The organism is Pseudomonas graminis, assembly GCF_004364335.1.
GTDB lineage: Bacteria > Pseudomonadota > Gammaproteobacteria > Pseudomonadales > Pseudomonadaceae > Aquipseudomonas > Aquipseudomonas graminis_D.
In genome coordinates, this window is record NZ_SOCR01000007.1 from 349,845 (window position 1) to 362,461 (window position 12,617).

A 12,617-nucleotide genomic window follows, 5' to 3' on the forward strand; every position below is an offset into this window, starting at 1 on the left:
GCCACCACTCGAAAGTAGTATGATGCCACATTGAAATCACCGGAAGGCCAGCCCTCAATCGGCCTCTCCTGTCGTGCAGATCGTGAGTCGCGTTGCCCTATTGAACTTCGTCGACACGCCGATACCGAAAGTGCTACCGGCTTGCTGGTGCAGCCGTTCTGCCACCCAGCCGCTCCAGGTTGCCGATCTCTGCGCGTGTCGAATGACCGCCTGGCACTTCGTCCTTTTTTTTCAGGTAATGCACATGGCCGCCAAGGCTCACCTCGGTTTGAAGAATCATGAAGTTTTGGGTCATTTTCTCGATGCTGCTTCCCACCTGACCGGGGCGACGGGCGCCATTCTGATATTGCGAGACGAAGAGCAGTGGCGCACGGTGGCGACCTACGGCACTGCGCCGGAAGTGCGCGCAGATGAAATCACCGGTGGCTGGTTAAAGATGGTGTTGTCCTACGGCGGCGTCGTCGACGTTGGCGAGGCCATGCCCGCTGACGCTGCGCTACCTGCCGGGCTGGATCGAGTGGTCGATGAGTCGCTGGTCTGCGTTGCCATTCGAGATGGCGCCGGTGCTCTGAACGGTGCGGTCTTGATGACGATCCCGCTTCCCCATAAGCGACTCAGCGCCGCGCACATCTATGGCGTGCAAACCCATGCCGCCGATCTCTACGACTCCCTCAAGACGAACCCCGCACCTGCGGTCGGCGGATCTGCGGTCATCGAGCGCCTGCGCTTGCTGGAGTCGGTGGTTGTCAACGCGAAGGACGCCATCCTGATCACCGAAGCAGAACCCATCGATTTGCCCGGACCGCGCATCGTGTATTGCAATCCGGCGTTCCTCACCACCACCGGTTTCAGCCTCGAAGAAGTCATGGGAAAGACGCCGCGGATTCTGCAATGCCCCGAGACTGACCGTGCCACGCTCCAGCAGATCAGGGAGGCGCTGCAGCGCTGGGATCCCGTCGAGGTCGAGCTGATCAACACGCGTCGCGACGGAACCCGGTTCTGGGTGCAGCTCAGTATCGTGCCGGTCGCCAACGAGAAAGGCTGGTTCACCCACTGGGTTTCCGTACAGCGCGACATCACAGAGCGTAAAGACGCGGAACAGCACTTCCGCCAGGCCCAGCTTGATCGTGAAGAGCGCGTGGCGCTCGAGTCGCGGCTGATCGAGCGGGAGCGCATTCAGGACGAACTCTCCTACGCGGCGTTCCATGACGAGCTGACGAGGCTCAAGAATCGCGGTTACTTCATGGCCCGCATCCATTCGGCCCTGAGCAGGGGGAACGCCGGTAATCCCGGCGCGGCCACGGTGTTGTATCTGGATCTGGATCGATTCAAGTACGTCAACGACGGCATGGGCCACCATGCGGGCGACATCTTGCTCAAAAGCGTTGCAGAACGCTTGAGCGAGTGCATTGATCCCACAGCGGTGATCGCCCGCATCGGTGGAGACGAGTTCGCGATATTGCTGACTGAGCAAGGCCATCAGGAACAGGCGATCGAGACCGCCAGGCGAGTGACCCACGCACTCAGTTTGCCGACCGCCATCGACGGGCAACAACTCTTTATCTCCTGCAGCATTGGTATCGCGACGCTGGACGTCCAGCACACCACCGCCGAAGACCTGATCCGGGATGCGGACGTGGCCATGTACGCGGCAAAAAAGAAAGGCCGTGGCAGTTGGGCAGTCTTCGACCTCTCGATGCGCCAGGCATCGATCGACATGCTGGTGATGCAGAACGCGCTCAAGCACGCGATCACCCGCGATGAGTTCTACCTGGTGTACCAGCCGATATTTTCCATCACCACTGAAACAATCATCGGCGTGGAAGCGCTGGTGAGGTGGCGCCACTCGACCCTGGGTATTATCGCCCCCGATGTGTTCATCAGCGTGGCCGAGGACATTGGGGTCATTTGCGATCTTGGCCAATGGGTGATGCGCAATGCCTGTCGCGAAGTCAAGAAATGGGGGGACGCTACCGGTCCGGGCAGTATCAAGCTGAACGTGAACGTGTCAGGGGTAGAGCTCAACCGCAAAGACTTCGCCCTGCAGGTCGCCGAGATCATTGCAGAGACCGGGTTCGATGCCCGCGCCTTGCAGATCGAGATCACCGAATCCGTGTTCCTGCATGAACCGGAGATGGTTGCCAAGACCCTCGAAGACCTTCGCGCTCAGGGCATCCGGATTGCGCTGGACGACTTCGGTACCGGCTACAGCTCCCTCGGCTACATCGACCGTTACCCCATCGACGCCATCAAGATTGATCGGTCCTTTGTCACCCGCATGATGAAACACGAACGCAGCGTCGCCATCGTCAAAAGTATTCTGTCTCTGGGCGAAGCACTGGACCTGGCGATTGTTGCCGAGGGCGTCGAAACGCTCGGCCAACTCGACCAGCTCCGGGAGCTGGACTGCCCCTATGCTCAAGGTTTTCTGCTGAGCCCACCGGTGCTGGCCGAGGATCTTCTGGCATTGCTGGTTGCCAGCAGACCCCTGGCACTTCCCTGATGCCTTAGTCACTTGAATATGACCTGGCTGTCAGCCGATACCGAAATTCGAGCGTTCACTAAACGTCTCGTGAGATCGGCCAGCGGCGTGTCGGGCGGAATTTTCAGAGGACTTTGTATATTGCCGAAACCACTTGCAGCGTCGCGTCCGCGAGCAGCCCTTCATTCCGGCACAACACCCAGCCGTTATCTAACACCGCCCGCTCAAAGGCATCAGTGCAAACAGCATGCTCCTCCAGCTCGTGAATCACCGTACTGCTCAACCCACGCCGTCGCGAGGTTGCCCTCGCCCATGAAATAGCAGCGGCGGTGACAACCCCGACATGCAGGTCCGGCACACGCACGGCCTGGTCAAGGTTCAACTGCAGAATCTCTGCAAACGGGACGAGGCGGCGAAACGCGGCATCGGAGGGATACCAGCGGTCGATCAGGATGATGCTGTCAGGTGGCTGTCGGGGCAGGACATACCGGGAAATCCAGCTACGGCTGGCGGCCAGGCGCTTACACACCTCCCACTCCAGATCCCGGTCGGGTTGTCTGACCAGTTGATTGACGAGGGCCATTGTTTCTCCCCGGTGGGGGTCACTTTTGCTCTCGCTCAGCCGGATCACTTTTTTGTTGTCAGCCCTGAGTGACTGGGTCACCGCCTCCAGCAGGGTGGTTTTGCCTACCCCTTTGGGCCCATCCAGAGAAACGAACAGCGGACGATTCATGGGTCAGACAGCAAGGGCTTCATCAATGGCGGCGGTCAGGCGTGGGTCATCTGCGGTCACATCCGGCGCAAAGCGGCCAATCACCTTGCCGTCTCGCCCGATCAGGAATTTCTCGAAATTCCACAGCACGTCGGTGCCTGCGCCGCTTTCGATGCCATAGCCCTTGAGGCGTTCACGGAACGGTCCGTCGCCGGTGGCAGCGGGCTGGGCGGCGGTCAGTTCGCGGTAGAGCGGGTGGGTGTCGTCGCCGGCGACCGAGATTTTCGAGAACAGCGGGAAATGCACGTCGTAGGTGGTCGAGCAGAACGATTGGATGTCGCTGTCGCTGCCCGGCTCTTGCTCCTTGAAGTTGTTGGCCGGAAAGCCCAGCACTTCAAGTCCGGCTTCCTTCTTGCCCTGGTAAAGGCTTTCAAGCCCTTCGTATTGCGGCGTCAGCCCGCATTTAGAGGCCACGTTCACCACCAGCAGCACTTTGCCCTTGTACTGGCCCAGGCTGGCTGGCGTGCCATCGATTTGCTTGAGGGGAATGTCGTACAGAGAATCGGTCATGGGTGGCTCCTGTTGGCGGTTGAGTCGTATGGGGCCGGGCATCGCCGGTCGGCCTTCAGGGACACCTTAAAGCATGCAGCCGATGATTTACTCATCATTTGCATGGCATCACCCTCAATGCGCGCCATCCGCGCGTCAACCGGTCAGGCCACTGTCAACGGGAGGCGCCCAGGCTTTCGCGCATTTCGGCGATCATGTCCAGCAAGATGATTTTCACCGCCTGGCCCGGTACCGACAGCGGCAGATGCCCGGACAGGCACAGCGCCAGAGGCGCCTCGATCTCGGGTTCGACGATGCGGGTCAGGTGCACGTCCTGATGCTGCTGCATCGCCCGCGCGGCGGACTCGGGCAGCACGGTCGAACCGAAGCGTTCGGCAACGGCGGTCGCCAGCGTCGAGGCCGATTCGACTTCGGCGATCACCTTGGCGCTGAGGTTGAGCTTCATCAGCGCATCGTCCACCAGCCGCCGCATGATGTTGTAGGTGCGTGGCAGCAGCAGGTCGAGCGCTGCCAGTTCGGTCAACGGAATGCTCGGCTGCGCGGCGAACTGCGGATCGGCGCTGACCAGGTATAACTGCTCGCGCAGCAGGGGCGTGAAGCTCAGGCCGTGGATTTCGCGACCGCCGTACAGCACCGCCATGTCCATGCGCCCGTTCATGATCAGCTCACTGAGCGTGGTGCCGAAGTTTTCGTTGAGGTACAGCAGAATCCCGGGATGTAGCTCGCGCACGCGACGCAGCAGTGGCACCGACAGCGCCGAGGCCGCAGTGCCGGGCGCCAGCCCCACCGACACCTGGCCTGACAAGGCATGGCCGGTGGCGTTGACATCGCTTTGCGCCTGTTCGCATTGACGCAGGATCAACTGGGCATGCCCGTACAGGACCTTGCCGGCTTCGGTCGGGGTCACGCCGCGCTTGGTGCGGATCAGCAGCTGCTGCTGCACCTCGGTCTCGAGCGTCACCAGTTGCTGGCTAAGCGCCGGTTGCGCGATGTGCAGGACGTTGGCCGCCTGGGTCATGCTGCCGATGTCGACAATCTTGACGAAGTACTTCAAACGGCGAAAATTCACGCGGTCACACCCTTGAATAAGATCATGGCCTTGCCAGAGCAAGAGCCGCGCCAGCCGGCCAAGTGCACGCTCTGGCGCAGGTCATCGCCTTTACCTATGGCAGACGCCGACCTCTCAGCTCACCGAACCTGTGCGCTGCACCCTCATCCTTCCCACCAAATTGGTGCAGCCGTGCACCCGGGGTGCGTCATAAGGAGGCCTTATCCGTCCAGAACAAAGATGTCTTTCTGCCTGCGCGCCTCAGCTCTTAAATTAGCCTACCGACACCCGAGGAGCGGCCGCATGTCTGCCTGTCATTCGCATCGCAGCACCCACCCATGACCCGCGCCGAAACCCGACCGTTGACGTTTCGCCAGGCGCTGCTGGCCATGCTCGGTGTGTCATTGGTGCTGATGTTGTCGGCCCTCGACCAGACCGTGATCGGCAACGCGCTGCCCACCATCGTCAGCGAACTCAACGGCTTCGACCTGTACGCCTGGGTGGCGACCGGCTACCTGCTGACCTCGATCGTGACCATTCCGATCTTTGGCCGCCTGGGTGATTACTACGGGCGCAAGCCTTTCGTCATTGCCGCCACGCTGATCTTTATCTTCGCCTCCGTGCTGTGCGCGCTGGCCAACGGGATGGTCGCGCTGGTGGTCGGACGCGCACTGCAAGGCATCGGCGGCGGCATGCTGGTCGGCACGGCGTTCGCCTGCGTCCCCGAGCTGTTTCCCGACACCCGCCAACGCCTGCGCTGGCAGATCATGCTCAGCGCGCTGTTCAGCGTGGTCAACGCCATCGGGCCAGGGCTGGGTGGCTTCATGACCGCGCATTTTGGCTGGCGCTCGGTGTTCTGGCTGAACCTGCCGCTAGGGGCGCTGGCGCTGTATTTCGCCTGGCGCCATTTGCCGTGGTACCGGCCGGCCGCCACCGGGGCGATTCGCATGGACTGGACCGGGGCGGCACTGATCGCGCTGGGCCTGGGTGCGCTGCAACTGTTCGTCGAATGGCTGGGGCATTCCAGCGTGGCGGTGTGCACGGCGCTGGGCGTTATCAGTCTGGCGGCCTTTACAGCGCTGTGGTTTCAGGAACGGCGGAGTGCGGCGCCCCTGCTGCCCGGTCCGCTGTTTGCCGATCAGAGCATGCGGGTGCTGTTCATCCTCGCACTGCTGGCCGGCGCGGTGATGTTCACGCTGCTGTTCTATCTGCCGCTGCTGCTACAGGGGGGCTATGGCTATTCACCGCAACAGGCCGGCGTGCTGATTACGCCACTGGCGTTAAGCATCACCCTGGGGGCCATCGTCAACAGCCGAATCATGACGCGCCTGCGCAATCCCAACCGCCTGCCCCAGGCCGGTTTCGCCACCCTGGGTTGCGCCTGCCTTGGCCTGGCGCTGGTCGGCCCGTGCGCCGGGTTCAACACTCTGCTGGGGTTGATTCTGCTGGCGGGCCTGGGCCTGGGTTTTATCTTTCTCAACCTGTCGGTGTTCACCCAGACACTGGTGCAGCGTCAGTACCTGGGCATCGCCACCGCACTGCAGCAATCACTGCGACTGGTCGGCGGCCTGCTGGGCACGGCGTGCATGGGTGCCCTGGTGAACGTGCTTTATGCCTGGCACCTCGGCCGATTGCTGACAGAGGCCGGCCAGACTCAGGCACTGGCGCTGTTGAGTGATCCGCAAGTGCTGTCCCAGGGTGCCACGCTGAGCCCGGCACTGCTGACGCTCGGACGCTCGGCGTTGGTCGAGGCCATGTCCATGGGTTTGGCCACCTGCGCCGTGCTGACTCTCATGGCGCTGTGGGTGCTGAGGCGTCTGCCCACGGTGCAACTGATGCCCGCTCCAGGTCAGGCGGCAGGCCACAAGTCATGAACCCGACCCTTTTCTTATCTCCCTGCGCTACAGGAATTTCATCATGAACAGCAGTCCGCAGCCGCTCGGTGCATCCCCTGCCCCCGCGCTGCTTTTGACCCACCTGCCCGCCAAGGTCTCGATGATCGGCAGCCGCGCCTTTCTTATCGATGCCCCGGGGGATTTCGATCTGGCCGCGCAACGGCGCATCTGGGCCTTGAGCGACGCGCTGCAGCATGAAGACGATATCGAAGAGCTGGTACCGGGGATGACCAATCTGCTGGTGGTGCTCAAGCAGACGCCTGCCGCGCCGGACCGAATCATCGAACGACTCCACGACGCCTGGAGCCTGGCGCGAGAGCTCGACCGCCCGGGCCGGCTGATCGAGATTCCCACCTGCTACGGGGGCGAGTACGCCATCGACCTGCCAGCCATCTGCGACTTTTCCGGGCTGCCGGCCGCCGAGGTGATCCGTCGTCATCATCAGGCGACCTATACCGTTTTTGCAGTGGCCAGCGCGCCGGGCTTCGGCTATCTGGCAGGCCTCGATCCGGCGATCTACATGCCACGCAAGAAGGTCCCTTCGCTGAACATGCGCAAGGGCATGGTCACTATCGGTGGCATGCAATCGGGGCTTTCAGTACTCGACGGGCCTAATGGCTGGAACGCGTTGGGCAGCGCCGAGCTGCCGATGTTCGACCCCTATGCCAGCGTTCCCGCCACCCTCGCACCGGGTGACACCGTGCGTTTTCTGCCTGAAAGGATCGAACTGTGATCGAGATTATCGCCAGCGGCCCCCTCAACAGTGTGCAGGACCTCGGGCGCCGCGGTTATCGCAATATCGGCGTCGCAACCGCCGGTGCCATGGACCCGGTCGCCCTGCGCGTCGGCAACCTGATGCTCGGTAACGACGAGAACTGTGCCGCCATCGAAATCCAGACCTTTCCCTTCAAGGTGCGTTTTACCCGCACCCTGGCAATCGCGTTGACCGGTGCCGACTGCAAGGCGCGTCTGGATGGTCAACCCTTGCTGCCCTGGTGGGCCTGTACCGTGGAGGCCGGCCAGGAACTGGAGCTGCGTTTCCCCAAGGGTGCCGCCCGTGGCTACCTGTGTGTCAGCGGCGGTATCGATGTGCCCGAGCTGATGGGCTCGCGCAGCACCTCGCTGCGCGGCAATTTCGGCGGTCACGAAGGCCGGACCCTGGCCCCAAGTGACACGTTGGCCGTGCTTGACGGACCTCTGCCCGCGCTGCCAGCCGGAGGCTTTGGGGTCACGCCGCCGAGCGAGGCGGTGCGAGAACACTTCCCGGTGGATGCCGACGGGACGCTGCTGCTGCGGGCGATTCCGGCCGGTGAATACGCGTTGTTCAAGGCCGATGCCGAGCGCTTCTGGGCGCAGAGCTGGAAGATCTCGGCGCAAAGCAACCGCACCGGCTATCGCCTGTCAGGGCTGGCTATCCAGCCGGAAACCGTGGTCGAGATGCGCTCCTATGGACTGGTCCCCGGTATCGTCCAGGTCCCACCTGCGGGCGAGCCGATCATTCAGATGAGCGACGCCAACACCGCCGGCGGTTATCCGAAGATCGCCGGGATTATCGAGGTGGACCTGTGGCGGTTGGGGCAGGCACCCATCGGCAGCAGGATTCGTCTGGTCCAGGCAGACACTCGGGATGCAATCGCGGCCGAAGAGGCCCTTGAAGGGTATTTGCAGGCGGTGGGCCGGATGCTGCAGGCGCTGGCCTTGCGCTGATCGAAGGCGGGCTTGCCGGCAACAGGGCCTTCAAGGGCCCCATCGCCGGCAAGACAGATCAAATCAAATCACTTAAGACCTGCACAGAACTCGGCGATGCGATCACAGCCTTCGCCGAGCACGTCGAGGCTGGTGGCGTAGGACAGGCGAAAGTACGGACTCATGCCGTAGGCAGCGCCCTGCACCGTGGTCACGTGGTGCTCTTCCATCAAGGCCATGACGAAATCGGTATCGCTGCCGATCCGGCGCCCGCCACGCGAGGTCCGCCCGATCAGCTCGGACATGTTCGGAAACAGGTAGAAAGCACCCTCAGGCTTGTGGCACTGCAGGCCGGGAATATCCGCCAGCCCCCCCAGCACGAAATCCCGGCGCTGCTGGTAGATCGCCGCGCGCTCCTTGAGCAAGTCCTGAGGGCCATCGAGCACGGCAATCGCCGCCGCCTGGGTCAGGGTGCAGATCCCCCCGCTGTTCTGGGTGTTGACGTTACTCATCGCCTTGACCAGATCCGCCGGGCCACCGCAGAAGCCCATCCGCCAACCGGTCATGGCATACGCCTTGGACACGCCGTTGACGGTCAACACACGATCGAGCAGACGCGGCTCGACGTCGCCGATGGTGCAGAACTCGAAATCGTCGTAGATCAGGTGCTCGTACATGTCGTCGGTCATGATCCACACGTGCTCATGACGCAACATCACCGCAGCGATTGCGGCCATCTCGGCCCGTGAGCACGCCGAACCCGTCGGATTGCTCGGGTAGTTGAGCAGCAGCCACTTGGTCCTCGGCGTGATAGCCGCTTCGAGGTCTTCGGGACGCAGTTTGAAGTGATTGGCTTGTGTGCAATTGACCGGCACCGGCACACCGCCGGCAAACTTGACGATGTCGGCGTAGCTGATCCACGCCGGCGTGGGAATCAACACCTCATCGCCCGGGTTGATAGTCGCCAGCATGGCATTGAAAATGATCTGCTTGCCGCCGCCGGCGGTGAGAATCTGGGCGACCTCGTAGTCGAGATTGTTGTCGCGCTTGAACTTGCGCTGAATCGCCGCTCGCAGCGCCGGCGTACCGTCGGTGGGCGGGTATTTGGTGTCGCCGGCACGGGCCGCCGCATAGGCGGCCTCGATGGCGTGCTCGGGCGTGGGGAAGTCGGGCTCGCCGGTCGACAAGCCAATGACCTTGATGCCTTGGGCGGCCAGGTCACGGGCTTTCTGGGTCATGGCCACGGACGCGGAAACGGAAACGTTTTTCAAGCGATCAGCGATAGCAGGCATTGTCATCAGTCTTCGTGGTTGCGGGATCGGGGGGGCAAAAGAAGCATAGAAGCAAACGGACGACAGGCTCCAATATCGCTTTACTGTGGGGACATAACCTAAATGGATGGCCCGGATCGCCCTGCCCCAGATGCACCAAGGCCCGGCATGAATGCCGGGCCTTGGTGACGCGAGTCAGCCGGGGCAGCTATTGCGTGGCCGAGCCGCCCGAGGTCTGCTTGATCAGCGACAAGGCCTTCTGACCGCTGCGTGCGCAGTTGTCCAGGTCTCCCTTGGCCTTGTAGGCCTTGGCTTCGGCGATCAACGTGTCGACCTCCGACGATGGGCCGGTGACGGACGAAGGTTTGGTGATCGCCGCTTGATCAGCGAGTTTCTGCAATTGCAGAGAGCACACGTCCTCGGCGGCCATCACACTGCCTGTAGCCATCAGCGCAGCAACAGCGATCAATCGTTTCATTGCGCAGTCTCCGTGGATTCATGGATAAAACCGGCCCGCCATCGGGTGGTCATTCAAGGGGCTCAAATTTCAGTGCGCTGAGCTTCTGCACCTTCTCTTCGCGCACCATCTTGTATTCGGTGTTCGGCCCGATCCACTTGGCCCAGATCTGGTCGATCTCGCCAGCGGTTTCCATGGCCATCAGCGCGTCGTTGACCTTCGTCAGCAGGACGGGCTCGTCCAGGCGCATGCCGACGCTCACCGGTTCAAGCGCCATTGGTTCTTTGACGATGCCCAGCTCGACACCGCCGGCCCCGGCCTGAGCCACCAGTTTGGCCGCCGACATGGCATTGGTGACCACGCCCAGTACTTTGTTCTGCTGCACCGCAAGGTACGCCGAACCGGTGTCCTGGAACGTCACCGGGGTGGCCTTGGCCATGCGAATTGACTGCTCGGAGATCGAGCCCTTGGTGGCGCTGATGCGCTTGCCTTCGAAGTAAGAACGCGGTTGGTCCGCCAGCGGCTTCTTGACCACGAGCATTTCCTTGGCCACGTAGTAAGGGTCGCTGAACTGGATCTGCTGAGCGCGGGTCTTGGTGTACGCCAGGTTGGCGATGACCACATCGACGCGGCCCATCTTCACTTCCGGCACCCGTGCTTCGCCCGACAGCGGCTTGAGTTCCACCTTCACGCCCAGGTGCTTCGCCAGCGTGGTGCACAAGTCGACGTCCATGCCTTCGAGCACGCGGGTCTGTGGGTTGGGCGACGAGAACGGCGGCACATCGGAGTACACCCCGCAGCTGAGGGTTTGTTTCGCCTGGATATCCGCCCATTGATCGGCGTGAGCCGCCATGGCGATTACCGGGGTGACGATCAGGGCCAGACAGGCCGATTTGATTCGCATGCATCCATCCTCAAAAGTGTGTGGTGTGGGCGGCAGCCTGAGCGCGCGGGTATACCGCGCAAGGGTCGTGGGCGGCTCTGACGGCGCCTCAATGAGAACGTAGATCGCTGATGAAACGTTGCGCGCGAGGGTGCGAGGGCTCGCTGAAAAACACCTCGGGCGTGGCTTTCTCGAGAATCTGTCCGGCGTCCATGAACCAGATGGTGTCCGCCACCTCGCGAGCGAAATTCATTTCGTGGGTCACGCACATCATGGTCATGCCCTCCTTCGCCAGCCCGCGCATCACGCTGAGCACTTCACCGACCATTTCCGGATCAAGCGCACTGGTGGGCTCGTCGAACAGCATCACCGGCGGCTCCATGGCCAGCGCCCGGGCTATCGCCACCCGCTGCTGCTGACCGCCCGACAACTGGCCGGGATAGGCACCGGCCTTGTGCGCCATGCCGACACGGTCCAGCAGCTCCATCGCCTGCTTCTTCGCTGCCGAGCCCTTGATGCCCTTGACCTTGGTCGGCGACAGCACGACGTTATCGAGTACCGACAGGTGCGGGAAGAGATTGAAGCTCTGGAACACAAAGCCGATGCGGCTGCGCAGGCGATTGACGTTGGCATCCGTGCCGTGAATGTCATGGCCCTCGAACAGAATCTGTCCGCCCTGGATGGCCTCGAGGCGATTGACGGTGCGGATCAGGGTTGATTTGCCCGAGCCCGAGGGGCCGCAGACCACCACCACTTCACCCTTGGATATCTCCGCGTTGATGGTGGTCAAGGCACGGTACTCGCCGTACCACTTGTCGATGTTGGAAAAGGTGATCATGGGTTTCATGGCGATTACCTGGGCAGATCGGTGGAAACGAGTTCGGGAATGGCCTTGGCGGCAGACGCGCTGCCGTTATCGCCCTTGCGCTTGCGCTCGATGCGATGTTCCACAGCGCCGGCCAGCCGGGTCAGGCTGTAGCAGATGCAGAAGTAGCTGATCGCCAGAATGAAATAGACCTGGAACGGTTTGGTCAGCAGCTGGTTGTTCACCTGATTGGCCGAGAAGGTCAGTTCCTGCAGGTTGATGATGTAGCCCAGCGTGGTTTCCTTGATGATCGACACGAACTGGCTGATCAGGCTCGGCAAGGCGTTGTAAAGCGCTTGCGGCAGGATCACGTAACTCATCGCCCGCCAGTAGCCCATGCCCAGCGCTCTTGCGGCCTCGTATTGCCCACCGGGCAGCGCCTGAATCCCGCCCCGCACGATTTCGCTGAGGTAGGCGCTCTGGTAAATCACCAGCGTGCACAGCATGGTGGTGAAGGCGCTGATGTTATGGCCGATCAGCACTGGCACCAGAAAGTAGGTCCAGAAGATCACCAGCAACAGCGGGATACCGCGCAGCACATACACCCAGACGAACGCCGGGTAGCGCAGCGCGCGGAACGGCGAGATGCGCGCCATGGCCAGCAGAATGCTCAGCGGAAAAGCGATGACCAGCGCCAGCGCCGACAGCATCAGGGTGTTGACCAGGCCGCCCATCGGCCCGCTCGGGTACTGGCCGATCAACAGCAGTTCCCAGTTGCCGCGCAGAATAGTAAAGACGTCGAACATGT

Annotated in this window: 12 protein-coding genes; 4 read left to right on the plus strand and 8 right to left on the minus strand. The window is 62.1% G+C overall.

Annotation, left to right across the window (positions count from 1 at the left end):
• The first annotated feature begins 244 nt into the window (after window positions 1–244).
• Complete coding sequence (locus EC919_RS15625; RefSeq protein WP_133775333.1) at window positions 245–2,503, plus strand: putative bifunctional diguanylate cyclase/phosphodiesterase; 2,259 nt, start codon at window positions 245–247, stop codon at window positions 2,501–2,503.
• A 103-nt stretch (window positions 2,504–2,606) separates the two neighbouring features.
• Here the strand turns inward: EC919_RS15625 and EC919_RS15630 are convergent, their stop codons facing one another.
• The 3 genes from EC919_RS15630 to nac form a co-directional block, all read right to left on the minus strand.
• Window positions 2,607–3,215 carry a dTMP kinase gene (locus EC919_RS15630; protein ID WP_133775334.1) on the minus strand — a complete coding sequence of 203 codons (609 nt, stop codon included), beginning with the start codon at window positions 3,213–3,215 and terminating at the stop codon, window positions 2,607–2,609.
• A 3-nt stretch (window positions 3,216–3,218) separates the two neighbouring features.
• The gene (locus EC919_RS15635; RefSeq protein ID WP_133775335.1) at window positions 3,219–3,764 is read right to left on the minus strand and encodes a glutathione peroxidase; all 546 of its coding nucleotides are present in this window, start codon (window positions 3,762–3,764) and stop codon (window positions 3,219–3,221) included.
• A 154-nt stretch (window positions 3,765–3,918) separates the two neighbouring features.
• Window positions 3,919–4,833 (minus strand): nitrogen assimilation transcriptional regulator NAC, encoded by a 915-nt coding sequence (nac, locus tag EC919_RS15640; protein ID WP_133775336.1) that lies wholly within the window; start codon window positions 4,831–4,833, stop codon window positions 3,919–3,921.
• Between the two features lie 317 nt (window positions 4,834–5,150).
• On the opposite strand from nac, the gene EC919_RS15645 reads away from it, so the two are divergent.
• From EC919_RS15645 to EC919_RS15655, 3 genes are read left to right on the plus strand one after another with little or no spacing between them, the layout of a single operon-like run.
• Window positions 5,151–6,686 (plus strand): MFS transporter, encoded by a 1,536-nt coding sequence (locus tag EC919_RS15645; RefSeq protein WP_133775337.1) that lies wholly within the window; start codon window positions 5,151–5,153, stop codon window positions 6,684–6,686.
• Between the two features lie 43 nt (window positions 6,687–6,729).
• Window positions 6,730–7,440 (plus strand): 5-oxoprolinase subunit PxpB, encoded by a 711-nt coding sequence (gene pxpB / locus EC919_RS15650; protein WP_133775338.1) that lies wholly within the window; start codon window positions 6,730–6,732, stop codon window positions 7,438–7,440.
• Window positions 7,437–8,414 carry a biotin-dependent carboxyltransferase family protein gene (locus EC919_RS15655; RefSeq protein ID WP_133775339.1) on the plus strand — a complete coding sequence of 326 codons (978 nt, stop codon included), beginning with the start codon at window positions 7,437–7,439 and terminating at the stop codon, window positions 8,412–8,414. The genes pxpB and EC919_RS15655 overlap by 4 nt, the downstream gene beginning before the upstream one ends.
• A 68-nt stretch (window positions 8,415–8,482) precedes the next feature.
• Here EC919_RS15655 and EC919_RS15660 read toward each other — a convergent pair whose 3' ends face one another.
• From EC919_RS15660 to EC919_RS15680, 5 genes are all read right to left on the minus strand, one after another.
• Window positions 8,483–9,691: a pyridoxal phosphate-dependent aminotransferase gene (locus tag EC919_RS15660; RefSeq protein WP_243842268.1), complete on the minus strand. Its 1,209-nt coding sequence runs from the start codon at window positions 9,689–9,691 to the stop codon at window positions 8,483–8,485.
• A 181-nt stretch (window positions 9,692–9,872) separates the two neighbouring features.
• Entirely contained in the window at window positions 9,873–10,142 is a 270-nt protein-coding gene (locus tag EC919_RS15665; protein ID WP_133775340.1) for a hypothetical protein, read from the minus strand.
• Between the two features lie 49 nt (window positions 10,143–10,191).
• Complete coding sequence (locus tag EC919_RS15670) at window positions 10,192–11,025, minus strand: transporter substrate-binding domain-containing protein (protein WP_133775341.1); 834 nt, start codon at window positions 11,023–11,025, stop codon at window positions 10,192–10,194.
• Between the two features lie 88 nt (window positions 11,026–11,113).
• Complete coding sequence (locus tag EC919_RS15675) at window positions 11,114–11,842, minus strand: amino acid ABC transporter ATP-binding protein (protein ID WP_166650569.1); 729 nt, start codon at window positions 11,840–11,842, stop codon at window positions 11,114–11,116.
• A 14-nt stretch (window positions 11,843–11,856) separates the two neighbouring features.
• Window positions 11,857–12,615 carry an amino acid ABC transporter permease gene (locus EC919_RS15680; RefSeq protein ID WP_133775343.1) on the minus strand — a complete coding sequence of 253 codons (759 nt, stop codon included), beginning with the start codon at window positions 12,613–12,615 and terminating at the stop codon, window positions 11,857–11,859.
• Between the last annotated feature and the right edge of the window lie 2 nt (window positions 12,616–12,617).